19 protein-coding genes and 3 pseudogenes are annotated in these 23,152 nt (G+C 73.3%); 9 read left to right on the top strand and 13 right to left on the bottom strand.

What is annotated here, in order from left to right; translation table 11 throughout:
* The 3 genes and pseudogenes from IG64_RS42495 to IG64_RS29320 form a co-directional block, all read left to right on the top strand.
* Positions 1-219, top strand: a pseudogene (locus IG64_RS42495) (hypothetical protein); the annotation flags it as partial.
* A 16-nt stretch (positions 220-235) separates the two neighbouring features.
* On the top strand, positions 236-1,000 hold the full coding sequence (locus IG64_RS29315; protein WP_107474389.1) for a DUF4239 domain-containing protein: 765 nt from the start codon (positions 236-238) through the stop codon (positions 998-1,000).
* Between the two features lie 223 nt (positions 1,001-1,223).
* A complete protein-coding gene (locus tag IG64_RS29320; protein ID WP_037861648.1) occupies positions 1,224-1,646 on the top strand; it encodes a hypothetical protein in 423 nt (140 codons plus the stop codon).
* Between the two features lie 504 nt (positions 1,647-2,150).
* Here IG64_RS29320 and IG64_RS43355 read toward each other — a convergent pair.
* Entirely contained in the window at positions 2,151-2,630 is a 480-nt protein-coding gene (locus IG64_RS43355) for a hypothetical protein (RefSeq protein WP_078884290.1), read from the bottom strand.
* Between the two features lie 954 nt (positions 2,631-3,584).
* On the opposite strand from IG64_RS43355, the gene IG64_RS29335 reads away from it, so the two are divergent.
* Positions 3,585-4,274 (top strand): class F sortase, encoded by a 690-nt coding sequence (locus IG64_RS29335; protein ID WP_037861651.1) that lies wholly within the window; start codon positions 3,585-3,587, stop codon positions 4,272-4,274.
* Positions 4,275-4,330: 56 nt separating this feature from the next.
* Here the strand turns inward: IG64_RS29335 and IG64_RS29340 are convergent, their stop codons facing one another.
* On the bottom strand, positions 4,331-5,176 hold the full coding sequence (locus IG64_RS29340) for a polysaccharide deacetylase family protein (protein ID WP_037861653.1): 846 nt from the start codon (positions 5,174-5,176) through the stop codon (positions 4,331-4,333).
* A gap of 304 nt (positions 5,177-5,480) precedes the next feature.
* Between IG64_RS29340 and IG64_RS29345 the strand changes: the two genes are divergently transcribed.
* Together IG64_RS29345 and IG64_RS29350 are read left to right on the top strand one after the other, a co-directional pair.
* Positions 5,481-5,960: a universal stress protein gene (locus tag IG64_RS29345; protein WP_037861656.1), complete on the top strand. Its 480-nt coding sequence runs from the start codon at positions 5,481-5,483 to the stop codon at positions 5,958-5,960.
* Positions 5,961-6,077: 117 nt separating this feature from the next.
* Positions 6,078-7,505 (top strand): amino acid permease, encoded by a 1,428-nt coding sequence (locus IG64_RS29350; RefSeq protein ID WP_037861657.1) that lies wholly within the window; start codon positions 6,078-6,080, stop codon positions 7,503-7,505.
* A 180-nt stretch (positions 7,506-7,685) separates the two neighbouring features.
* Here the strand turns inward: IG64_RS29350 and IG64_RS29355 are convergent.
* A pseudogene (locus IG64_RS29355) lies at positions 7,686-8,842 on the bottom strand (CapA family protein).
* A gap of 302 nt (positions 8,843-9,144) precedes the next feature.
* Here IG64_RS29355 and IG64_RS29360 point away from each other — a divergent pair.
* Both IG64_RS29360 and IG64_RS29365 read left to right on the top strand, forming a co-directional pair.
* Complete coding sequence (locus IG64_RS29360) at positions 9,145-9,690, top strand: sigma-70 family RNA polymerase sigma factor (protein ID WP_037861712.1); 546 nt, start codon at positions 9,145-9,147, stop codon at positions 9,688-9,690.
* A gap of 146 nt (positions 9,691-9,836) precedes the next feature.
* On the top strand, positions 9,837-10,361 hold the full coding sequence (locus IG64_RS29365; protein WP_037861658.1) for a hypothetical protein: 525 nt from the start codon (positions 9,837-9,839) through the stop codon (positions 10,359-10,361).
* Between the two features lie 25 nt (positions 10,362-10,386).
* On the opposite strand, the gene IG64_RS29370 is transcribed toward IG64_RS29365, so the two are convergent.
* Together IG64_RS29370 and IG64_RS29375 are read right to left on the bottom strand one after the other, a co-directional pair.
* Positions 10,387-11,250, bottom strand: a complete 864-nt coding sequence (locus tag IG64_RS29370) for an Fpg/Nei family DNA glycosylase (protein ID WP_037861659.1) — start codon at positions 11,248-11,250, stop codon at positions 10,387-10,389.
* 85 nt (positions 11,251-11,335) lie between these two features.
* Positions 11,336-13,423, bottom strand: coding sequence for a SpoIIE family protein phosphatase (locus tag IG64_RS29375; RefSeq protein WP_037861660.1), 2,088 nt, complete (start codon positions 13,421-13,423; stop codon positions 11,336-11,338).
* Positions 13,424-13,518: 95 nt separating this feature from the next.
* Between IG64_RS29375 and IG64_RS29380 the strand changes: the two genes are divergently transcribed.
* Complete coding sequence (locus tag IG64_RS29380; protein ID WP_037861661.1) at positions 13,519-14,943, top strand: lipase maturation factor family protein; 1,425 nt, start codon at positions 13,519-13,521, stop codon at positions 14,941-14,943.
* 188 nt (positions 14,944-15,131) lie between these two features.
* Here IG64_RS29380 and IG64_RS29385 read toward each other — a convergent pair whose 3' ends face one another.
* From IG64_RS29385 to IG64_RS29420, 8 genes and pseudogenes are all read right to left on the bottom strand, one after another.
* Complete coding sequence (locus IG64_RS29385) at positions 15,132-15,983, bottom strand: amidohydrolase family protein (RefSeq protein ID WP_037861663.1); 852 nt, start codon at positions 15,981-15,983, stop codon at positions 15,132-15,134.
* Positions 15,980-16,294, bottom strand: a complete 315-nt coding sequence (locus IG64_RS29390; protein ID WP_037861666.1) for an L-rhamnose mutarotase — start codon at positions 16,292-16,294, stop codon at positions 15,980-15,982. Before IG64_RS29390 ends, IG64_RS29385 begins: the two co-directional genes overlap by 4 nt.
* The gene (locus IG64_RS29395; RefSeq protein WP_037861668.1) at positions 16,291-17,280 is read right to left on the bottom strand and encodes an aldo/keto reductase; all 990 of its coding nucleotides are present in this window, start codon (positions 17,278-17,280) and stop codon (positions 16,291-16,293) included. The genes IG64_RS29390 and IG64_RS29395 overlap by 4 nt, the downstream gene beginning before the upstream one ends.
* Positions 17,277-18,032: an SDR family NAD(P)-dependent oxidoreductase gene (locus IG64_RS29400; protein WP_037861670.1), complete on the bottom strand. Its 756-nt coding sequence runs from the start codon at positions 18,030-18,032 to the stop codon at positions 17,277-17,279. The genes IG64_RS29395 and IG64_RS29400 overlap by 4 nt, the downstream gene beginning before the upstream one ends.
* The gene (locus IG64_RS29405; RefSeq protein ID WP_234438649.1) at positions 18,029-19,459 is read right to left on the bottom strand and encodes an L-fuconate dehydratase; all 1,431 of its coding nucleotides are present in this window, start codon (positions 19,457-19,459) and stop codon (positions 18,029-18,031) included. Before IG64_RS29405 ends, IG64_RS29400 begins: the two co-directional genes overlap by 4 nt.
* A 38-nt stretch (positions 19,460-19,497) precedes the next feature.
* Entirely contained in the window at positions 19,498-20,529 is a 1,032-nt protein-coding gene (locus IG64_RS29410) for an ABC transporter permease (protein WP_037861673.1), read from the bottom strand.
* A pseudogene (locus IG64_RS29415) lies at positions 20,522-22,027 on the bottom strand (sugar ABC transporter ATP-binding protein). The gene IG64_RS29410 and the pseudogene IG64_RS29415 overlap by 8 nt, the downstream one beginning before the upstream one ends.
* The gene (locus IG64_RS29420) at positions 22,024-23,139 is read right to left on the bottom strand and encodes a sugar ABC transporter substrate-binding protein (RefSeq protein ID WP_037861676.1); all 1,116 of its coding nucleotides are present in this window, start codon (positions 23,137-23,139) and stop codon (positions 22,024-22,026) included. The pseudogene IG64_RS29415 and the gene IG64_RS29420 overlap by 4 nt, the downstream one beginning before the upstream one ends.
* Between the last annotated feature and the right edge of the window lie 13 nt (positions 23,140-23,152).

A 23,152-nucleotide genomic window follows, 5' to 3' on the forward strand; every position in this document is an offset into this window, starting at 1 on the left:
CCGCCCGCGCCCCCTCCGCCCCGTACACCGCCGCCTGCACCCGCTCCGGCACCGGAACCGACCCCGACGCCCCGCCCCTCGGTGACTCCCGTCACCTACCCGCGGTACCACACCCAGCCGCACCGGCACGCGCCCCGGCACGCCCCCTCACCGATCACCTACGTCCTGCTCATCGCGGTGCCCGCGCTGGTCGCCGTGGCCGCGCTCCGTCCGCGCTGACCCCTGGAGGCACCCGTTGTCGGAATGGCTTGTTCTCGTCCTGGCGATGCTCGCCGCCTGCGCCGTGGTCGTCGTCATCACCCTCGTACGCCACCGCACGGCGACCGAGGACGACGACCCCAGTCAGACGCCCGACGTCATCGAGTACATGACGATGTGGATCGGCGTCGTGTACGCCATCGTGCTGGGTCTGGCCATCGCGGGCGTCTGGGAGGCCCGGGTCGCCGCACAGGACCACGTCCAGGCGGAGGCCCAGGCCCTGCACGAGATCTCCGAACGGGTCCGGGTCTACCCGCCAGAGGTACGTGACCGGATCCGGGCCGATGTCAACGCCTATGTCGGACACGTCGTCACCACCGAGTGGAAGAGCATGGTGGACCACGGCCAGGTCACCGAGCGGGGCGACGAACTGCTGCAGAAGATCCGCGCCGACGTCTCGGACTACCAGCCCAAGTCGGACTTCGAGGCGCAGGCCTACCAGCCGCTCGTCGACCAGGTCACCGCCGCCGACCAGGCGCGCGCGGCACGCTCGGACTCCACCGGGGCGACGATGCCGGGCGTGGTGTGGTTCGGGCTGATCGCGGGGGCGGTGATCACCATCGGCATGGTGTTCGTGCTGCAGATCCGGCGCACCCCGAGAGAACTGGTCCTCGCCGGGCTGTTCTCCGCGCTGATCGCCTTCCTCCTCTTCCTGATCTGGGACTTCGACGCCCCCTACAGCCGGGGGGTCGCGTCGTCGACGGCACCCTTCCTGGACATGTTCCCCGGCGTCACCCGCTGACGGGCGCTCACCCTCCCGGCGCCGCGGGGGCCTGACACGTCCTCACGCGCAGGTCCCCCGGCCGCAGGAACGCCGTCCCCTGTGCGGCCCACACGGTTGCCCCGTTCGCCCGGGTACGATCGCGCCCCGGTGCACATCTTCCTAGCGTTTCGATCATCGAGGTGCATTTCAGGCGCACGCGGAAGAGGTCCGCAGCTGCTCCTCGGGGACCGGAGGATTCACCATGCGCGTGATAGGCGTTGTTTCGGCGGCACTGCTGGGGCTCGGCGCCCTCACCCTCTCCGCGCCCGCGGCCGTCGCCAGCGGCGGCGACAGCTCCTACGGCGGGGGAAGCGGTGAGGGCCACTCCTACGGTGGCGGCGGTGGCGACAGCCGCTCGTACGGCGGTGGCGGTGGTGACAGCCGCTCGTACGGCGGCGGAGGCGGCGGCCGCTCCGACGACGGCGGTGACGACGAGGAGGGCCGCGGCGGCCGGGGCGGGGGCAAGCCGGAGCACTTCCAGCACGGCGTCCGCGCGGGCGAGGGCGGCACCATCGCCGGCTTCGACCTGAAGGAGGTCGGCATGGGCACGGCGCTCATCGCCGGCTCGGTCGGCGCGGCGTACTACCTGTCGCGTCGCCGCACCGGCGAGGAAGGCGTCGCCTGACGCCGCCGGCCGTCGGCACATGTCTTCGCCCCGGACCCGCGCGGGTCCGGGGCGAAGACATGTCCACGAGACGGACAAGGGGAAGGCGGGGCCGGGGGGAGGAAGCGGACGGACGCCCAAGGGTCAGAGGGCGGAAGGCAGGGCGACAGGGGGCAAGGGACAGGGGACAGGGGACAGGGGACAGAAAGCAGAGGAACACGGAGGGCGTCGGATGGGGGCGGCTCGTCTCCGGGGCCGCCGGTCCCGGTCTCCGCCCCGTGCGCAGGCCGGGACCGGCGGCCCCGGGCCGGGAGCGCCGGCGACGGCCGTGCCGCACGGAGTCGCGCGGCGTCAGCCGTACTTCTGGGCCCTCTCCGGGCCCTCCCTCGGCTTCCCTCAGCCCTCTCTCAGACACACGTCTCTCGGAACACTTCTCGACAGGGGCCACCGGCACAGCGCTCCACCGCCGGGCGTCAGCCGTCCCCTGGAACCAAGGCGTCAGCCCGGCACCTGCCCCGCCGGGCGTCAGCCGCGCCTCTGGGGACGGCGGCGCGTCCAGAAGACGCCGCCGCCGATGGCGCCCGCGGCCAGCAGCCCGCCACCGATGGCGACGTCCGCCTTGGTGGCGCCGGTCTTCGTGGCGCCGCCGAGCCCGCCACGGACGCCGCCGACCACGGTGAACGCCCCGGGGCGGGTCAGGGTGCGGCCGGCGCACTCGACCGTGATCTCGTAGGTGCCGGGCCGGACGTCCTGACGGATCGTCACCACGCCCCGTGCGATCTCACCGGCGCCGTTGAAGGGGCGCAGCGGGGTGCGCGCGAAGGCGCCCGACACTGCGGCCCCGTCGGTGCGGCAGCCCTGCACCGTGATCGCCAGTTGACCGCCGCGGGCGATCGCACCGGGCAGGGCCTGGATGTTGCGGATGCCGTCGGCGCCACCGCCCGGCCCACCACCCTGACCGCCGCCCTGACCGCCACCGGGGCCACCGCCCGGACCGCCTCCCACTCCGCCGAACCCACCGCCCTGACCGTTGCCCGGGCCGCCGCCGCGGCCGAACTCACCGCCGTGGCCATGGCCGAACTCACCACCACGGCCATGGCCGAACTCACCGCCGTGGCCTTGTCCGAACTCGCCTCCGTGGCCGTGCCGCGGCCCCCGGTCCGGACCCCGTCCGAAGTTGCCGTCCGGTCCCCGGCCGAAACCACCGACCTGGCCGTTGCCCGGCCCGCCGCCCGCCTGGCCGTTGCCGAAACCGCCCCCCGGTCCGTTGCCCGGGCCACCTCCCGGACCGCCGCCCGGACCGCCACCGGGGCCACCGCCCGGACCGCCTCCCACTCCGCCGAACCCACCCCCCTGCCCATTGCCGGGACCACCGATCTGCCCGCCTCCGAACCCTCCCCCCGGACCACCGATCTGCCCGCCGCCGAACCCTCCCCCCGGACCACCGACCTGACCGTTCCCCGGGCCACCGACCTGACCGTTCCCCGGGCCGCCGACCTGGCCGCTGCCCGGTGCGACGTCCCAGCCGCCCGGGGCATCGCCGCCCTTCGCTACAGCCACCGGGGCGGCCAGCCCTACGGCGGCGACGGCGGCCACCAGGACCGCCAGAGGGGTGCGAGTGATGGACATGTGTTCCTCCGCGGAAGGCGCCCCGGGGGCCCGTACCCGGTCGATCGGCGAGAAAGCACCTCCGGGAAAAACCCTCGGATGCCCAGTTCAGGGGCGCATTTCGGCACTCGTCCGACCTGGTGAGCCATTCCCCCGGTGAATTGACCCAGTTGGATATCGCCGCAGGTCACCGGTTGTCATAAAGCCCCCGTACGGCGCGACTCGGATGGCGCACGGAAATCCGGCCCGCCACCCGTTCGCGTCCTCCCCGTCGCCGGTTCCGTACACGGGACTTAGCGTGCTGCTGTGCGCGAACGACGCGGTGGCGGCCGCATCGAGAGGGGATGGCGAATGTCTGCGAGCGGGCTGTCCGGAATCGTGGAAGAGGAGGAGCCGCAGCCGCGGCGGAAGCGTGCCCCGTGGGGTGTGATAGCGCTGGTCCTGCTCGCCGGGCTCGCTCTCATCCGCAACGGCTCCGGAGAGTTCGACGCCGGTCCGCCGCAGCCCGCGAAGGCGGCGGCCCCGGACGTCAGCCGTCCGCCCAGCGCCGCGCCGGCCACGGACCCGACCGCCGGGCCGTCGCTGCCCGAGTCGGTGCCCGACCGGGTCCGGATCCCGCTGATCCAGGTCGACGCGCCCATCACCCCGGTCGGGGTGGACTCCGACGGCTGGGTGGCCGCTCCCCCGCCGGACGACCCGAATCTGGCCGGCTGGTTCAACGGCGCCGTCACGCCCGGGGAAAAGGGAACCGCCGTCGTCGTGGGCCATGTCGACAACAAGATGGGCCCGGCGGTCTTCTACGGACTGGGTGCCCTGAAGAAAGGGAACCACGTAGAGATCCACCGCGAGGACGGAAAGACGGCGGTTTTCGAGGTGTACGGCGTCGAGGTGTTCGAGAAGAGCGACTTCCCCGGCGACCGCGTGTACGGCTCGAAGGGCACCCCGGAACTGCGGCTCATCACCTGCGGCGGCGATTACACCAAGCAGACCGGATATCAGGGCAACGTCGTCGTCTTCGCCCGCCTGGTCGAGGTCCGCTGAACGCCCCGGGCCGCCCCGGCGCGGCGGCGTCCGCGGCCGGGCGGGCCCGTTCCGCGTCAGGTGTACGTGCGGCGCGGCACGGTGAAGCGGTAGCCCTCGTCGAGCAGTCTGGGCAGGTACTTGCGCAGGGCGCGGACGGTCTGCGACCGGTCGCCCCCGGCGTCGTGGGAGAGCACCACGACGCCGGGGGCGGCGCCGCGCTCGACGCGGCGCACGATGGTGCTGGTGCCGGGGGTGGTCCAGTCGAGACTGTCCACGGTCCAGGCCAGCGGCTCCATGCCCATCTCGGCGTTGAGCTGGAAGACGTTGCGGTTCCACGCGCCGTAGGGGGCGCGGAACCACAGCGGCCGCTCGCCGTAGGCCTTCTCGATGACGTCGCTGGTGCTCTCGATCTCGTCGCGGATCTCGCTGCGGCTGAGCTGGGTGAGCAGCGGGTGGGTCCAGGTGTGGTTGCCCACGACGTGGCCCTCGTCGGCCATCCGGGCCAGCAGGTCCCGGTTCCAGTCGGCCATCTCGCCGCACACCATGAACGTCGCCCGGATGTCGTACTTGGCCAGGGTGTCCAGGACGTGCGGGGTGTAGTCGGGGTTCGGGCCGTCGTCGAAGGTGAGCAGCATGGTGTTGCCCCGGCCGGAGAAACGCAGGATGGGGGCGGTGCGCACCTTGGTCGGCAGGGGCCGGGCGCGCTGGGGGACGTCGCCGGTCAGCGGGCGGAGCCGGTAGGCGGAGGGTTTGAGGGCGCTGCGCGCCTGGGGGCCCGCGGCGGGGGCGGGGGCTGCCGCCGGGGTGCCGGAGGAGCCGGAGAGCAGCAGGCCGGCCGTGCCGGCCGCGCCTGCCGCACCGAGGGCGGCGGCCCCGGCGAGCATGGCCCGGCGCCGCGTGAACAACTGATCCTTCTGCATGACTCATCAGTGACCGGACGGTCCCTGCGGCACCGGTACGGCGGCACGAAAGCACCCGCCCGGCCCAGTTGGCGGCGGCCGGCGGGCCGCCGTGGTCCCGCCCGGCCCGATCGGCGGAGTCCGGTGGCCCGTCCCCGGCCGCCGCGCCGCCCCGGCCGCCGGCGGCGCATCAGGGGGACGGCGGCGTCCGACGGTCTTCCGACCGCACGTGTCCACGGCGGAGGCCTGCGCCGCAGGAGCGCGGCGGGTTTCCGGGGCTCCCCGGAAGAGCCCCGGAGGAGGACGTTCCGATAAGCTACTCAGCGTGACGGAACAGCACGAGGAGCACGAGCAGCAGGCGCACCGGTTCGAGCGGGGCACCGACGGGCCGAAGGTGATCGTGACCGGGGTGGACGGCTCCGACTCCTCCATGCGGGCCGCCGCCTACGCCGCCGGTCTGGCCCGGCGTCAGGGCGCGCGGCTGGCCGTCGTGTACGTGCAGCCGGTGATGTCGGCGGGGGCGGCCATGGGCGCGCCGGTGGCCGAGACGACCGACGAGATCGCCGAGGACCTGGTCCAGCAGATCCGCGAGGCCGCCGAGCGGCTGAAGGGGATATTCGAGGTCCGCTGGGAGTTCCACACCTTCCGCGGCGATCCGTACAACGGCCTGGTGACGGCCGCCGACGAGCTGAAGGCGGACGCGGTGGTCGTCGGCGCCTCCGAGCAGGCCGGCCACCGGATCATCGGCTCGGTGGCGGTGCGCCTGGTGAAGGCGGGAAGGTGGCCGGTGACGGTGGTCCCGTAGCGGGGCCCGCCGTGACCCTGCGGCCGGTGGGGCGTGCGTGGCGTCTTCCGTACCCGGCGGCGCTGGGCCATCATGATCCGCCGTCAGCCGTTTGCCGTCTGCGAAGAGGTGAGGCGCATGGCCGGGCTCCGTATGGGCGAGGGCATTCTCCGCCGTAAACCCATCGAACACATCGAGGAGACGGAAGCCGGCGAGGGACCGAAACTCGAACGCTCGCTCGGCTTGTGGCAGCTCACCGCGATCGGCGTGGGCGGCATCATCGGCGCGGGCATCTTCACGCTGGCCGGCACGGTGGCCAACGGCACGGCCGGTCCGGCCGTCCTCGTCTCCTTCCTGATCGCGGGCGTGGCCAGCGCGTGCGCCGCGCTGTCGTACGCGGAGTTCGCCGGCCTGATCCCGAAGGCGGGCTCCGCCTACACGTACGGGTACGCGGTCCTCGGCGAGTTCGCGGGCTGGTTCATCGGCTGGGACCTGCTGCTGGAGTACACGGCGATCGTGGCGGTGGTCGCCATCGGCATCTCCGGCTACTTCAGCTTCCTCGTCGAGGACATGGGCGCGCACCTGCCCGCGTGGATGCTGGGCGCGCCCGGCACCGGGTCCGGGCACCGGGTCGATCTGTTCGCGGCGGTGCTGTGCCTGCTCATCGCCTGGCTGCTGAACCTCGGCATCCGCAACGCGGCCCGTTTCGAGATGATCGTGGTGGTGCTGAAGGTCATCGTGGTGCTGGTGGTGATCGCTGTGGGTGTGTTCCACATCCACAGCGCGAACTACCACCCGTTCTTCCCGTACGGGGTCGGCGGGGCCTTCACCGGCGCGGCGACCGTGTTCTTCGCGGTCTTCGGGTACGACGCCATGTCGACGGCGGCCGAGGAGTCCAAGGACGCCCAGCGGCACATGCCGAAGGCGATCATCTACTCGCTGGCCATCGCGATGGTCCTGTACGTGGCGGCCTGCCTGGTGCTGACCGGGATGCAGAAGTACAAGGACATCGACAAGGAGAGCGGCTTCGCGACGGCGTTCAAGTCGGTGGGCCTGAACAGGCTGGCGGACGTGATCGCGGTGGGCGCGATCATCGGCATCCTCACGGTGATGTTCACGTTCATGCTGGGCGTGACCCGGGTGTGGTTCTCGATGTCGCGGGACGGACTGCTGCCGCGCTGGTTCGCGAAGACGCACCCCACCCGGCACGTGCCGACCCGGGTGACGTGGATCGTCGGGTGCGCCTCCGCGGTGATCGCCGGGTTCCTGCCGATCGCCGAGGCGGCGGAGCTGACCAACATCGGCATCCTGCTGGCGTTCGTGGTGGTGTGCGCGGCGGTCATCGTGCTCCGTTACAAGCAGCCGGACCTGCCGCGCGGCTTCCGCACCCCGTGGATGCCGTTCGTGCCGGCGCTCGGGATCGTCTTCTCGGTCTGGCTGATCACGTTCCTGCAGTGGCAGACCTGGGTGCGGTTCGTGGTGTGGTTCCTGATCGGCTGTGTGATCTATTTCGGCTACTCGTACAAGCGGTCGGCGCTGGCCCCGCGCCGCGACGAGAGGGCCTGACCGGCGGCGCGCGTCCCGGACGACGGCGAGAGCGCGCGGCCGGTGGCGGGGCAGCTGCCGGCCGCGCACGGCCCCCACGGACGGGGGCAGCCCGCCGGCCGGGCACGGCCCCGACGGGCGGGCACGGCCGCGGGAGGGGTCGGTCCCACGGGCCGGTGTCCGTACCCGCGTGCCCGGCCGTCACCGGCCCATGACCAGCCCGTCCTTGGCCGCCCCCCGGGCGAGCACCGCGTCGCGGATCCGATCGCGCACGGCCTGCAGGCCGGCGCCCCGGTCGATGGCGTCGGCGACGTCGACCACCCGGCCCGCGTCGGGGTCGAACCACTCGGGGACGAACTCGGCCCGGGTCACCTCCCAGCGGCCGCCGGGCCGGGCGGGCGGGGCGAAGGTGAAGCGGGCCAGGGTGCTCTGGCCGGTGCGCGGATCGCGCGGGGTGCTGCCGGGCGCCGGGTCGCTGATCTGGTCGCCGGTGCCGTAGACCACCCAGGTGCCGCCGACCTTCTCGTAGGGCTGCGGGAGGGGGGAGCCCGTGCCGAGGATCAGGTCGACGTCGGGGCGGTTCCCGCTGCGTGCGGCGGTCAGCAGGCGCACCAGGTCCGTCTGCTGCCGGTCGGGGCCGGCGGACCGCCCGCCCCAGTGCAGGGACACGACGACGACGTCGGCGCCCGCCTGCCGGGCGGCCCGGGCGTCGGCCACGATCCGGTCGGGGTCGATCAGGCGCAGGGCCCACGGCTGCCCGGCGGGCAGCGGCCGGCCGGTTCCCTGGCTGTAGGCCAGGTGGGCGACGAGCGCGGGGCCGGCGCGCAGCAGGGCGCCGCGGGCCTCGGCCTCGGTGCGCGCCGATCCGGCGTGCCGCAGACCGGCGCGGTCGAGGGCGTCCAGGGTGCGGCGGACCCCGTCGGCGCCGTCGTCGAGGGTGTGTCCGGAGGCGGTGGCGCAGCCGTCGTAGCCGGTCGCGGCGAGGTCGCGCGCCAGTTCGGGCGGGTACGTGCCGGGTGAGGCGCCGGTGGGCACGCCGTCGGCGCCCTGGACGGCATCCAGGTGGCACAGCGCCAGGTCGGCGCGCCGGACGGCGGGGGCGACGCCGGCCAGCATGGGCCGGAAGTCGTGGCCGCCGCCGCCCGCGTCGAAGTCGGTGCGGTCGAGGACCGCGGCGTCGGGCAGGATGCCGCCGGAGGCGAGCAGGGTGAACCCGGCGGTCTGCCGGGATCCCTGGGCCGCGGGCCCCGGGTGCGCGGTCGGAGCGTGCCGCTGCTCGCGGTGGTCGGCCTGACAGGAGGCCGCCGGGTGAGCAGGGCCGTGACGGCCAGGGCCACCTGGTGTCGGCGTGAGAACATCGGTCGGTTCACCTCGTTGCGGTCGCACCCGCGCCCTGTCTCACTGGCGTTCAGAAGGCGGAGGGGAGTGCGGTCGTATCGGCGGACAAGTGACAGTCGGACAGGCGATAGTCAGATGGGTACGAAATAGGCCCGCGTCGCAAACGGCGGCGGTGGGCCGATTGGTCCGTCCGGTGCGCACCGGACGGACGGCGGTGACTGACGGACCGTTCGTCGCACCGTTCGCCGACGCGATCGACCGTCCGCCGCACAGTGGTGCGCGCGCCCTGTCGTCGCCCGGCCCGCTGCGATGCGATACGGCCATGACGGCCGGAACCACCCTCCCGCCCGCGACGACCGCCGAGCACGAACTCGCCGCGCTGCAGCGCGAGCACGCCCGCCCGCTGTTCGCGCTGCTGCTGCGGCTGTGCGACGGCGACCGGCAGCGCGCCGAGGACCTGCTCCAGGAGACGCTCGTCCGTGCCTGGCAGCACCCGGAGGCGCTGCGTGCCGACGCCTTCGACTCGGTACGGCCCTGGCTGCTGACCGTCGCCCGGCGCCTGGCCATCGACGCGCGCCGGGCCCGGCAGGCCCGGCCGCCCGAGGTGGGCGACGCGGTCCTGGAGAACGCGCGGGTCTGCGCCGACCACGCCGAACGCTCCACCGCCGCGCTCGATGTGCGGCGCGCTGTGAAGACACTCACTCCGCACCACCGTGAAGTCCTGGTGCTGGTGTACTTCCAGGGGGCCAGCGTGGCGGAGGCCGCCGACATCCTGGGCATTCCTCCCGGTACCGTGAAGTCCCGCGCGTATTACGCGTTGCGCGCGCTGCGCAGGGTGCTCCCGGGGTACGCGGCCGACCTGCGGTGAAACGGATCCCCGGGTCAAGCCTCCGTAAAGCGCCTTGCCGTGGACCACGGTTGAGTAATCGGGTGTTCTCATCCGTGTTCCGCTGGGGCCGTGTCCCAGGATCCGGGGCCGGGCCACGCGCACCCACCGGAGGAAGGCAGGAAGGGATGCTGCACAGAGGTCAAGAGAGCACGGACGGGGACGACGGGGACGGCGGCGGTGAACTGGTCGTCCCGATGGCCTGGTTGTACGCCGAGTACATCGCCGACGAGCTGCTGCGCACCGGTGATCTGATGCCGCCCTCGTCGGTGGAGTTCCGCGCCGGGCGGGACGCGCTGGCGCTGACCGTCTTCCTGTCCGACACCGACGGCGAGCTGTCCGGCATCCGGGTGATCTCGCAACTGGAGACCTGGCTGTCGCTGACGGCGTACGACCAGCCGTGGCAGGACTGGGTGCGCGAGCGGATGGACTGCCTCGCGGCCGACGCGCACGCCCGTGGCGTGCACTCCCCCGACCTGGCGCTGGCCGAGGCGGCGTGGCGATGGCTGGAGGAGACCGAACTGCTCGCGCCCGACCTGGACGCGGTGCCGGACGGCGCCGCGGCGGTGGGCGAGGACGAGGGGCCGAAGGTGTGGACGCCCGCCTGGCAGCTCGGCCTGCCGCTGGGGCACCTCGCCATCCACCTCTTCTGACCGCGCTCCCGCCGCGCCGCCCGCGTCATTTGAGCAGCCGGGAGAGCCTGCGGTCCGCCAGCGGCTTGCCGCCCGTCTGGCAGGTCGGGCAGTACTGCAGCGAGGAGTCGCTGAAGGAGACCTCGCGGATGGTGTCGCCGCACACCGGGCAGGGCTCCCCCGTGCGGCCGTGCACCCGCAGACCGCTCTTCTTCTCGGCCTTGAGCCGGCCCGCTGCGACGCCTCTGGAGCGCTCGACCGCCTCGGTCAGGGTGGTGCGCAGCGCCTCGTACAGCGTCCGGGTCTCCTCGGGGGTCAGCGAGGCGGCCAGCTTGAACGGGGACATCTTCGCCGCGTGCAGGATCTCGTCGCTGTAGGCGTTGCCCACGCCCGCGATCAGGCTCTGGTCGCGCAGGGCGCCCTTGAGCTGCCGCCGCTCCCCCGCGAGCAGCCGTGCGAAGGCCTCCTCGTCGAAGCCGTCGGCCAGCGGATCGGGGCCGAGCCGGGCGATGCCCGGCACCTGACGCGGGTCGTGCACGACGTACACCGCGAGCCGCTTCTGGGTGCCGGCCTCGGTGAGGTCGAAGCCCGCCCCGGTCTCCAGGGCGACGCGCAGGGCGAGGGGGCCCTTGCCGGGGCGCGGCACCCCGTCGGGCAGGCGGTCCTTCCACTGGAGCCAGCCCGCGCGGGCCAGGTGGGTGACGAGGTGCGGGCCGCCGCCGGTGGCCAGGTCGAGGAACTTGCCGTACCGGCCGACGGCGGTGATCTCGTGACCCTCCAGGGCGGTGACGGGCGGGTCGTAGGTCTTCAGGACGCTGATGGCGACGGGCAGCACCCGGACCACCTCGTGACCGACCAGGTTCTCGGTCAGGAAGTCCTTGAGCGCTTCCACCTCGGGCAGTTCCGGCATGGTTCCAGCGTGCCACCGGCCACTGACACCGCCACACGGCGCGGACCGTCCCGGCCCGGACCGGACCGTCCCGGCCCCGGCAGGCTCACTCCGAGTCGCCTATCACGAACTCGCTCCACAGGCACTTGCCGCCGCCGCGCGCCTCCACGCCCCACACGTCGGCGAGCCGGTCGACGAGCAGCAGGCCGCGCCCGGAGACGCCCTGCTCCCCCGGTTCGCGGCGGCGCGGCAGGGCGCTGGAGGAGTCCTCGACCTCGACCCTGAGCCGCCGGTCGGTGCCGCTGAGCACGCGCAGGGTGACCACGGCGGCGCCCTCGGTGTGCATCAGGGCGTTGGTGATGAGTTCGTCGGCCACGAGTTCGATCTCGTCGGAGCGTTCCCACGCGCCCCAGGAGCGCACGGTGTCGCGGATCATGTGCCGGGCCCCGGTGAGCGCCTCGGGGTCGCCGGGGGCGACGTGCTGCTGGAAGCGGCCGAGCGGCCGGCGTTCGGTGAGCGCGCGGCGGCGCAGCACCAGCAGGGCCACGTCGTCGTCGCCGCCGCGCTCCTCCGCCATCGCGATCAGCCGGTCGGCCAGGTCGCGTACGTCCTCGGGTCCCGCGGCGATGGACTCCGCCAGGGCGCGCATGCCGTCGTCGAGGTCGGCGCCGGGCTGTTCGACGAGGCCGTCGGTGCACAGCACCAGGGACTGGCCGGGGTCGAGTTCCATGGCGCAGACCGGGTACTCCAGGCTGCCGAACTCCGCGGACAGGCCGAGCGGCAGTCCGCCGTCTACGTCGACCCGGCGGCAGGTGCCGTCGACGTGCCGCACCAGGGGGTCGATGTGGCCGGCGCGGACGACCTGGACGACACCGGTGGACAGGTCGGCCTCCGCGTACAGACAGGTCGCGAAGCGGTCGGTGTCCAGTTCGTGCAGGAAGATGGAGGCGCGGGCCATCACGGTGGCCGGGGTGTGGCCCTCGGCGGCGTAGGCGCGCAGGACGATGCGCAGCTGGCCCATGACGGCGGCGGCGTGCGTGTCGTGGCCCTGGACGTCGCCGATGACCGCGCCGACCCGGCCGCCGGGCAGCGGGATCAGGTCGTACCAGTCGCCGCCGATGTCCCGGCCCAGGGAGCCGCCCGCGTACCCGGAGCGGTAGCGCACGGCGACGTCGGCGCCGGGGACGCTGGGGATGGTGCGGGGCAGCATGGCCTGCTGGAGGCTCTGGGCGAGGTCCTTCTCCTGTTCGTAGAGCATGGCGCGCTGCAGGCTCTGCGCGATGCTGCTGCCGAGGGCGACGAGGAGGTTGCGTTCTTCCTGGGTGAAGCCGTGCCGGCCGCTGTAGAGCAGGCCCATGCCGCCGATCGGGCGGCCCTGGGCGACGAGCGGCAGGTAGGCGGCCGAGGTGATGCGCAGCCCGGTGATGTGCGGCCACAGGACGGGGTAGCGCTCGGCGAAGTCCTCCGGGGACTCGATGAAGCGTGGGCTGAGGGTGCGGACCGCCTCGCTCATCGGGTAGGGCTCGTCGATCCGGGTGACGAGGGTGCCGGGGACGGAGCTGCCCTCGGGTCCCTCGGCGACGAGCCGGATGCGGCCGGCTTCGACGAGGCCGAGGACCAGGCTGGTGGCGCCCAGCAGGGCGAGGCCGTGGCTGTCCTTGACGACCTCGATGACGTCCTGGACGGAGTGGGCGTGGGCGAGGGCGGCGGTGGTGGCCTGCACGACGTTGGTCTGCTCGCGGCGGGCCGCGGCCCGGGCGACCCGCTCCTGGCGGCCGGCGACGTCGTCGAGTTCCTCGGTGGCGTCCCGGATGATGCCGATGATCCGGTGCGGGCGCCCGGTGCCGTCCCGGCGGATGTAGCCCTGGGTGTGGATCCAGCGCAGGGTGCCGTCGCGGCGGCGCAGGCGCATGTAGGTGCCGTAGTTCTCGCTGCCGTCCTTCAGGGCGCGGGCCACCATGGCCTCCAGGCGGCGCCCCTCGCCGCCGGGGACGCGCGGGGCCAGGGTCTCGGGGCGGCCGTCGTACTCCTCCGGGGCGAGGTCGAAGATCTTGTGGGTCTGCGCGTCCATGCTGAGCAGACCGGTGTCCAGGTCCCAGTCGAAGCTGCCCATGCGGTTGAGTGCCAGGATCGGGTCCGGGTGCGCGGGCCAGTCGTCCGGGAGTGACAGGGCGTGCGCTCCCCGTTCAGCCATGGGGCCACCTTGCCAGGATTTGCCGGATTCTTCGAGTGGGGACCCGGGGAACCCGGGGACGAGGGGATTCCGTCGGGAGAGGAGCGTGCACGGCCGTGGGATGGTTCACCGCACCGGACTACTGGCTGACCCGCCTGGTGTTCCAGCGGGCGCTGGCCGCGGTCTACCTCGTGTCGTTCCTGACGGCGGCCCTGCAGTTCCGGGCGCTGCTGGGCGAGCGGGGCATGCTGCCGATCCCCCGCTTCGTGGCACGGGTGCCGTTCCGGCGGGCGCCGAGCCTGTTCCACCTGCGCTACTCGGACGGGCTCTTCGCGGCGGTCGCCTGGGGCGGCTGCGCGGTGTCGGCGGCCCTGCTGGCGGGGCTGGACGGGTGGCTGCCGCTGTGGGGCTGCGTGCTGCTGTGGCTGGTGCCGTGGGCGCTGTACCTGTCGATCGTGAACGTCGGGCAGACCTGGTACGGCTTCGGCTGGGAGTCCCTGCTGCTGGAGACCGGGTTCCTCGCGGCGTTCCTGGGCAACGGCGAGGTGGCCCCGCCGGTCGTGGTGCTGTTCCTGCTGCGCTGGATCCTCTTCCGGGTGGAGTTCGGCGCGGGACTGATCAAGATGCGCGGCGACGAGTGCTGGCGGAGACTGACCTGCCTGGACTACCACCACGAGACCCAGCCGATGCCTGGTCCGCTGAGCTGGTTCTTCCACCATCTGCCCGCCCCGCTGCACAAGGTGGAGACGGCCGCGAACCACGTCACGCAACTGGCCGTGCCGTTCCTGCTGTTCACACCGCAGCCGCTCGCCACGGCCGCCGCCTCGCTGATGATCCTCACCCAGTTGTGGCTGGTGCTGTCGGGCAACTTCGCGTGGCTGAACTGGATCACCGTCGTGCTGGCCCTGTCCGCCGTCCGGTGGCCGGGCGCCACGCCCTCCCCGGTGCCCGCGACACCGCTGTGGTACGAGGTGGTGGTCCTGGCCGTCGCCGCGCTGCTGGCGTTCCTCAGCCACCGCCCGGTGGCGAACATGGTCTCCCGCCGCCAGGTCATGAACCGCTCCTTCGACCCGCTGCACCTGGTCAACACCTACGGGGCCTTCGGCAGCGTCAGCCGGGTCCGCTACGAGGTGGTCGTCGAGGGCACGCTGGACGAGGTGCCGCGCGAGGACTCCGACTGGCGGGAGTACGAGTTCAAGGGCAAGCCCGGGGACGTACGGCACTGGCCGCGCCAGTTCGCGCCGTACCACCTGCGCCTGGACTGGCTGATGTGGTTCGCCGCGCTCTCCCCGGCGTACGCGGGGCCGTGGTTCGGCGCGCTGGTGGAGCGGCTCCTGGAGAACGACCGCGACACGCTGCGGCTGCTGCGCCGCTCGCCCTTCCCGCCCGGCCGGCCGCCGCGCTACGTCCGCGCCCGTCTGTTCCGCTACCGCTACACGACCTGGCGGGAGCTGCGCGCCACCGGGGCCTGCTGGGACCGTACCTACGTGCGGGAGTTCCTGGCGCCGACCCGGCTGGCGGGGACGGCGGGGCGCACCTGACGGCGGCCCCTCGTCAGACCCTCCCGCTACGGTCGGTGACATGAGAGCCACAGGAACTCCCGCCGTACGGTCCTTCGAGCCGGCCGGGGCGAACCCGGACCCCGGGCCGCCACCGGCCTCCCGGTGGGGGTCGCCGCGCTGGGCGGGCGGTTCGGCCGCGAGATCGCGCCGGCCGTTCGGCGGCCCGGTCAGCCGGACCGGGCCGGCCCGTAGACACGGGTGGCCGTCCCCTCGAAGACCGCCCCGCGTTCGCTCTCGGCGAGCCCGGCCGTCAGGTCGCGGGCGGTGGCGAGCACCTCGGAGTAGGACGCCGCCAGGGTGCACACCGGCCAGTCCGAGCCGAACATCAGCCGGTCCGGGCCGAAGGCGTCCAGCACGGTGTCCGCGTAGGGGCGCAGGTCGGCGGGGGTCCGGCGGGCGGGGTCCGCCTCCGTCACCATGCCCGACAGCTTGCAGACGGTGTTCGGCAGGGCTGCCAGCGCCCGGACGGCGTCCGCCCAGGGCTGCGTGCCGCCCGAGGCGATGGGCGGCTTGCCCAGGTGGTCGAGGACGAAGGTCAGCCCGGGGTGGCGGGCCGCCGCCTCGGCGCAGGCGGGCAGCTGGTGCGGGACGACGACCAGGTCGTACACGAGGCCCGCCTCCGCCACGGCGGCCAGGCCGCGGGCGACGTCCGGGCGCAGCAGCCAGCGCGGGTCGGGTTCGGACTGGACCTGGTGGCGCACGCCCTTGAGGTGGCGGCCGCCGGGCAGGGCGCGCAGGCGGGCCAGTTCGTCGGCGACGTCCGGGCGGGTGAGGTCCGTCCAGCCGACCACGCCCCAGATCAGCGGATGCGCCTCGGCGAGGGCCAGGAACTCGGGGGTCTCCTCGGGCACGGTGACGGTCTGGACGAGGACCGTGCGGTCGACCCCGGCCGCCCGGGCCTGGGGTTCCAGGTCGCCTACCGTGAAGTCGCGCCGCAGCGGGCGCAGTCCGGGCCCGGTGATCCAGTCCTGGTCACGGACCGACAGGTCCCACACGTGGTGGTGGGCGTCGACGGTCACGGCAGCTCCCAGACGACGGGCAGGCCCGCGCCGGCGCCGTCGCGCGAGTAGTCGTGCACGACGTCGAGCAGTTCGGCCATCCGGGCCTGCCAGGCCACGTTGACCGGCAGCTTCTCCAGTCCGGCCAGCAGCCGGGTGTAGTCCTCGCACTCCAGGAGGTGGAAGAGATCGGTGCCGCTGCGCCAGATCGTCCACGAGGTGGCCCCGGCGGCGCGGATGGCCGTGGTGAGTTCCGGCGGGACCTCGCGGTGGGCGGCCTCGTAGGCGGCGACGCGGTCGGCGCGGACCTTGGTGTGCAGGGCGACTCTCATGACGGCTCCTCGCGGGGCAGCAGGCCCGCCTCGCGCAGCTCCTGCCAGAACGCGGCGGGGACGGGGACGGCGAACTGCTCGGCGCAGTCGCGGACTTCGGCGGCCGAGCGGGCCCCCACCAGGACACTGGCGACGGCGGGGTGCGCGGCGCAGTAGGAGAGGGCGGCGGCGCGCAGGGTGATGCCGTGGGCTGCGGCGGTCGCCTTGATGCGCAGGGCGCGGTCGAGCATCGGTCGCGGGGCCCGCGCGTAGTCGTACGTCGCGTCGGGTCCCGGGTCGGCCAGCAGGCCGGAGTTGAACGCGCCGCCGACGACGACCGAGACCCCGCGCTCCAGGGCTGCGGGCAGCAGGTCGGCGAGGGCGCTGTGGTCGAGGAGGGTGTGGCGCCCCGCGCACAGCACCACGTCGACGTCGGTGTCGCGGACGAAGCGGGTGAGCATGGCGGACTGGTTCATGCCCGCGCCGATCGCCCCGACCACGCCCTCGGAGCGGAGCTTCTCCAGCGCCGGGTAGCCCTCGCGGAAGGCCTGCTCGGCGTGGTCGTCGGGGTCGTGCAGGTAGACGACGTCGACGCGGTCGAGGCCGAGGCGGTCCAGACTCGCCTCCAGGCTGCGGCGGACGCCGTCGGCGCTGAAGTCCCAGACGCGGCGGTGGGTGGCGGGCACCGCGAAACCGGCGGCAAGGTCGTCGCCGGTGCCGTCGCCTGTGCCGTCGTCCGTGGCGGCGGGTTCGAGACGGCGGCCCACTTTGGTGGAGAGGGTGTACGACGCCCGGGGCCGGGCGCGCAGGGCGGCGCCGAGGCGGCGTTCGGACAGGCCGAGCCCGTAGTGCGGGGCGGTGTCGAAGTAGCGGATCCCCGCCTCCCAGGCGGCGGTCACCGCCTCGTGGGCCTGTTCCTCGGTGACCTCGGTGTACAGGTTGCCGAGGGCGGCGGCGCCGAAGCCGAGGGGGCCGGCCTCGACGCCGCTGCGGCCGAGGGCGGTCACCGTCCCACCGGGCGCAGCCGCAGGCCCTGCATGCCGCCGTCGACGGCGAGGGCCGTGCCGGTGGTGGCGCCGGAGTGCGGGCCGGCCAGGTAGGCGATGGCGGCGGCCACCTCGGCCGCGGTCACCAGGCGGCCGGTGGGCTGGCGGGCGCTCAGGGCGGCGCGTTCGGCCGCCGGGTCGGGGGCCGCCTCCAGCAGCCGTCCGACCCAGGGGGTGTCGACGGTGCCCGGGTTGACGCAGTTGACGCGGATGCCCTCGCGGACGTGGTCGGCGGCCATGGCGAGGGTCAGGGAGTACACGGCGCCCTTGGTGGCGCTGTAGAGCGCGCGCTGCGGGAGGCCGGCGGTGGCCGCGATCGAGCAGGTGTTGACGATCGCGGCACGCTCGGAGGCGCGCAGGTGCGGCAGGGCGGCGCGGGCGGTACGGACCATGCCGAGGACGTTGACGTCGAAGACGCGGCGCCATTCGTCGTCGTCGTTGTCCTCGACGGTGCCCTGGGCGCCGATGCCCGCGTTGTTGACGAGGATGTCCACGCCGCCGAGGGTGCCGGCCGCCGAGGCGACCGCCGTGCGCACCGACGCGTCGTCGCTCACGTCGGCGCGGAAGGCGTGCAGCGGCTCGTCCACGGCCGACGGGTCCAGGTCCAGCACGGCGACCCGGGCGCCCCGCTCGGCGAGGAGGTCCGCGGTGGCCCGGCCGATGCCGGAGGCACCGCCGGTCACCAGTGCCCTCAGTCCGTCGAAGTCGTTCATGCCGCGTGTCCCTTCTGCCGCTCGTGACGCCTCTGCCGGTCCTGCCCGCCTGGTCCGTCCTGCCCGGTCCGCCTGTCGTTCCCGCCCTGCTCGTCCTGCCCGGCCCGCTGTGCCAGGTCGGCGGCCCAGAAGGTGCCGCCGGGGAAGGTGTAGCGCTCGATGGACCCCGGTCGCAGGGCGGCCGAGAAACCGGGGGCGGCGGGGGCCGTGTAGTGGCCGTCGCGGATCACCACCGGGTCCAGGAAGTGGTCGTGCAGGTGGTCGACGTACTCGATGACGCGGTCCTCGGTGGTGCCGGAGACCGCGACGTAGTCGAACATCGACAGGTGCTGCACCAGTTCGCACAGGCCGACGCCGCCCGCGTGCGGGCAGACGGGGACGTCGTACTTGGCGGCCAGGAGCAGGATGGCGAGGTTCTCGTTGACGCCGCCGACGCGGGCCGCGTCGATCTGGAGCACGTCGAGGGCGCCGGCCTGGAGCATCTGCTTGAAGACGACGCGGTTGTGCACGTGTTCGCCGGTGGCGACCTTCACCGGGGCCACCGCCTCGCGGATGGCCGCGTGGGCGAGGACGTCGTCGGGGCTGGTGGGCTCCTCGATCCAGTACGGGTCGAACTCGGCGAGCGCCTTGGTCCAGCGGATCGCCTCGGCCCTGTCCCAGCGCTGGTTGGCGTCGATGGCGATGCGGATGTCCGGTCCCACGACGGCGCGGGCGACCCGGCAGCGGCGTACGTCGTCGTCGAGGTCCGCGCCGACCTTCAGTTTGATCTGGGTGAACCCGTCGGCGACCGCCCGGGCGGCGAGCCGGGTCAGCTTCTCGTCGTCGTAGCCGAGCCAGCCGGCGGACGTGGTGTAGCCGGGGTAGCCCCGCTCCAGGAGGCGGGCGGTGCGCTCGGGCGCGCCCTGCCTGCCGCGGCGCAGGATCTCCAGCGCCTCGCCCGGGGTGAGGGCGTCGGTGATGTAGCGGAAGTCGATCTGCCGCACCAGCCACTCGGGGTCGGCCTCGGAGAGCAGCCGCCACAGGGGCAGGCCGGCCCGTTTGGCGGCGAGGTCCCACACGGCGTTGGCGACGGCGCCGATCGCCATGTGCATCACGCCCTTCTCCGGGCCCAGCCACCGCAGTTGGCTGTCACCGATCAGGTCCCGGAAGAGGGAGCCGGGATCGGCGCACACCTCGTCGACGGACCGCCCGACGACGTGGTGGCGCAGCGCGTGGATCGCGGCGACCTGGACGTCGTTGCCCCGCCCGATGGTGAAGGTGAAGCCGTGTCCCTCCGGGCCGCCCTCGGCGTCGGTGCGCAGCACGAGGTAGGCGGCCGAGTAGTCGGGGTCGGGGTTCATCGCGTCGGAGCCGTCGAGCTCTCGCGAGGTGGGGAAACGGATGTCGTAGGTGTCGACCGCGGTGATGCGGGCGGGCGTCGGGGACACGGATGGCCTTTCGTTCGGTGGCGGGGTGACCGGCGTGGTCAGTCCTGGGCGCGGCCCGTCGTCACGCGGGCGATCATGAGGGCGACCAGGATGATCCCGCCGTAGATGGCCTGGATCCAGAACGACGGCACCTGGGCGAGGGTGAGCAAGTTCTGCACCACGCCGAGCAGGAGGACGCCGGTGAGCGCGCCGGACATGGTGCCCCGGCCGCCGTCGAGGCTGATGCCGCCGATGACCGCCGCCGCGAACACGGTGAAGATCATGTTCTGGCCCTGGTTGGCGCTGATCGCGCCGACGTAACCGGTCTGCATGATGCCGCCGACGGAGGCGAGGACGCCCGCGACGACGAACACGCCGAGCATGACCCGTTCCACGCGGATGCCGGCGGCGCGGGCCGCGTCCGCGTTGCCGCCGATGGCGTACAGGGCGCGGCCGACACGGTGGTACTTGAGGACCAGGCCGGTGACGGCGAAGGCGACGGCGGCCAGCCACACCGATATGGGGATGGTCAGGAAGGTGGTGGTGGCCAGGGAGTAGAAGCTGTCGGGCATGCCGAACAGCGTCTTGCCCTTGGTCGCGCCCACCAGCAGGCCGCGCAGCACGATCAGCATGGCCAGCGTCACGATGAACGCGTTGAGCTTGAACTTGACGACCAGGACGCCGTTGAAGGCGCCGACGACCGCGCCGGCCACGAGGACCGCGAGCAGGGCGAGCGGCGCGGCCAGTTCGGTTCCCCAGCCCGACTGGGCCGCGGGCAGGACGAGGAGGGCCCCGACGGCGGGGGCGATGCCCACGACGGATTCCAGGGACAGGTCGAACTTGCCGGTGATCAGCACCAGCGACTCGGCGAGGACCACCATGGCGAGCGCGGCGGACGAGCCGAGGATGGAGATCAGGTTGCGTTCGGTGAGGAAGGAGTCGTTGACGGCCGTGCCCAGCACCATGAGCAGCAACAGAGCGGGTACCAGCGCGAGTTCGCGGGCGCGGCGCAGCAGGACGGTCCGGGCCTGGCCGGCGCGGGCGGCGGCGTGCGGGCGCGCGAGCGGCGGGGCGGCTTCGGTGTCAGCCATGGTCCACTCCTTCGATGGAGGCGATCAGCTCGTGGTCGCGCCAGCCCGCGCGGTGTTCGGCGACGATCCGGCCGTGGAAGAGGACGAGGACGCGGTCGCAGCGGCGCAGGTCGTCGAGTTCGTCGGAGACGACGAGCACGGCGGTGCCGTCCTCGCGGGCGCTGTCCATACGGGCCAGCAGGGACTGCTTGGACTTCACGTCGACGCCGGCGGTGGGGTTGATGAGGACGAGCAGGCGGGGGTCACCGGCGAGGGCGCGGGCCATGACGACCTTCTGCGCGTTGCCGCCGGACAGGTCGGACACCGGCTGTTCGGGGCCTTCGGTGTGGATGCCGAGGCGGTCGATCAGCTCGCGGGCGAAGCCGCGCCGGGCGCCGGTGCCGACGAAGCCGTGGCGGCCGAGGCGGTCCAGCACGCTCAGCGTGGCGTTGTCGCCGACGGTCATGCCGGCCACCAGTCCCTGCTCGTGCCGGTCGCGCGGGACGCAGCCGACGCCCGCGGTCAGCGCGGCCCGCACGTCGCCGAACGGCAGGGCGCGGCCGTCGAGCCGGGCGCTGCCGCCGGTGGGGGTGTGCAGTCCGGCGAAGGACTCGGCCAGTTCGACCTTGCCGCTGCCGCTGGAGCCCGCCAGTCCCACCACCTCGCCGCCGCGCACGGTGAGGTCGATGTCCTGGTACGCCCCCGAGCCGAGCCCGTGCGCCTCCAGGACCACGGGCGCGTGGGCGGCGACGGGCTCGCGCCCGAGGCCGCTCTCGGTGACCGACTCGCCCGCCATGGCCTCCACCAGGGCGGCCCTGGGCAGGTCGGCGACGGGGGCGGTGGTGATCCAGCGGGCGTCGCGCAGCACGGTGACGGTCTGGCAGACCTCGTACACCTCCTGGAGGTGGTGGGAGATGAACAGGAAGGTGACACCGGAGTCCTGCAGGGCGCGCATGCGGGTGAACAGCCGCTCGATCTCGCGGTTGTCGAGCTGGGCGGTGGGCTCGTCCAGGACGATGAACCGCGCGCCGAAGCTCAGCGCCCGCGCGATCTCGACCATCTGCCGGTCCTCGACCTTGAGTTCCGAGGTGCGGGCGCCGGGGTCGACGCGCACGTCCCAGGTGGCGAGGAGGCCGGCGGCCTCCTGGCGCAGCCGCCGCCAGCTGATGAGTCCTCCGCGTCCGGTCGGCTGCCGGTTGATGAACAGGTTCTCGGCGACGGTGAGTTCGGGGACGACGGTCGGCTTCTAGTAGACGCAGGCGACCTTGCGGCGCCAGGCGTCGCGGTCGGTGAGCGGCGGGGCGCTCACGCCGTCGAAGCGGATCTCGCCCTCGTCGGGGGCCTGGAGGCCGGTGAGGAGGGTGACGAGGGTGGACTTGCCCGCGCCGTTGCGGCCGACCAGGGCGTGGGACTCGCCGGACCGTACGGTGAGCCGGCCGTCGGCGAGGGCGACGGTGGCGCCGTAGCGTTTGGTGACGCCCCGCGCCTCCACCAGCGGGGCGGTGTCGGTGGCGCTCATCGGACCGTGTTGCCCCACAGCTCGGGGTCGTCGACGTTGGCCTTGGTGACCAGGGGTGCGGGCAGCTGGTCCTCCAGGGTGCCGTTGGGCAGCTTCACGATGGTGGAGCCGTGGTCGGTCGGGCCCGGCGTGAACGTCCTGCCCCGCATGGCCGCCTTGACGTAGTACATGCCGTACTTGGCGTAGGCGTCGGCCGGCTGCGAGACGGTGGCGTCGATCTCGCCCTTGCGGATGGCGTCGAACTCCTGCGGGATGCCGTCGTTGGAGACGATCGCGATGTGCCCGGCCGTCCCGGCCTTCTTCAGCATGTTCTTCGACTTCAGGGTCTGCAGGGTGGGCGCGAGGTAGACGCCGCCGGCCTGCAGGTAGATGCCCTTGAGGTCGGGGTTGGCGTTCAGGAGCGTGTCGAGTTTGGCGGCGGCGGTGTCGGACTCCCACTTGGCGGGGATCTCCAGGACCTTCAGCCGGGGGAAGCTCTTCTTCACGCAAGCGCGGAACGCCTCCGAGCGCTCGCGGCCGTTGACGGAGGCGAGGTCGCCCATGACCTGCACGACCTTGCCGGAGCTGATGTGCGCGCCGAGGTACTGGCAGGCCTTCACTCCGTAGGCGACGTTGTCCGCGCGCACGACCATGGCGACCTTGCCCTTGTCGGGGGCCACGTCGACGGCGACCACGGGCACGCCCTTGCGTTCGGCCTGGTCGAGGCCGGCCTGGATGGCGGCGCTGTCCAGCGGGGCCACGACCAGACCCTTGACGCCCTGGTTCAGCTCGTTGTTGACGTCGGTGATCTGCTGCGAGGGGTCGCTGTTGGAGTTGACCGTCTTCAGCGCGTCGACGCCTTGGGACGCGGCCATCTTGGGCACGTAGTCGTTGTACGACTGCCAGAACGGCGAGGTCAGCAGGGGGAGGATCACTCCGACCTTGCCGCTGCCGTCGCCCTTGGCCCCGGTGGCGCCGGTGTCCTTGGTGCTGCCGCAGGCCGTGAGCGCCAGGGCGCCGCAGGCGGCCGCGGCCGTCGCGCGCACCGCCCAGCCGAAGGGCCGCCCCTCGTTCCGCCACCTGCTGTGCCGCCGCCTGCCTTGCCGTCCGTTCCGCACTTCTGTGCCGGCCATCTGTCGGCTCCTC

It is taken from the genome of Streptomyces sp. NRRL S-340 (genome assembly GCF_000720185.1).
GTDB lineage: Bacteria > Actinomycetota > Actinomycetes > Streptomycetales > Streptomycetaceae > Streptomyces.

Excerpts from the sequence above, each read along its gene's own strand:
- IG64_RS29320 (WP_037861648.1), top strand. The coding sequence starts at position 1,224 with ATGCGCGTGATAGGCGTTGTTTCGGCGGCACTGCTGGGGCTCGGCGCC.
- IG64_RS29335 (WP_037861651.1), top strand. The coding sequence starts at position 3,585 with ATGTCTGCGAGCGGGCTGTCCGGAATCGTGGAAGAGGAGGAGCCGCAG.
- IG64_RS29340 (WP_037861653.1), bottom strand. The coding sequence starts at position 5,176 with ATGCAGAAGGATCAGTTGTTCACGCGGCGCCGGGCCATGCTCGCCGGG.
- IG64_RS29350 (WP_037861657.1), top strand. The coding sequence starts at position 6,078 with ATGGCCGGGCTCCGTATGGGCGAGGGCATTCTCCGCCGTAAACCCATC.
- IG64_RS29360 (WP_037861712.1), top strand. The coding sequence starts at position 9,145 with ATGACGGCCGGAACCACCCTCCCGCCCGCGACGACCGCCGAGCACGAA.
- IG64_RS29365 (WP_037861658.1), top strand. The coding sequence starts at position 9,837 with ATGCTGCACAGAGGTCAAGAGAGCACGGACGGGGACGACGGGGACGGC.
- IG64_RS29370 (WP_037861659.1), bottom strand. The coding sequence starts at position 11,250 with ATGCCGGAACTGCCCGAGGTGGAAGCGCTCAAGGACTTCCTGACCGAG.
- IG64_RS29375 (WP_037861660.1), bottom strand. The coding sequence starts at position 13,423 with ATGGCTGAACGGGGAGCGCACGCCCTGTCACTCCCGGACGACTGGCCC.
- IG64_RS29390 (WP_037861666.1), bottom strand. The coding sequence starts at position 16,294 with ATGAGAGTCGCCCTGCACACCAAGGTCCGCGCCGACCGCGTCGCCGCC.
- IG64_RS29400 (WP_037861670.1), bottom strand. The coding sequence starts at position 18,032 with ATGAACGACTTCGACGGACTGAGGGCACTGGTGACCGGCGGTGCCTCC.
- IG64_RS29410 (WP_037861673.1), bottom strand. The coding sequence starts at position 20,529 with ATGGCTGACACCGAAGCCGCCCCGCCGCTCGCGCGCCCGCACGCCGCC.
- IG64_RS29420 (WP_037861676.1), bottom strand. The coding sequence starts at position 23,139 with ATGGCCGGCACAGAAGTGCGGAACGGACGGCAAGGCAGGCGGCGGCAC.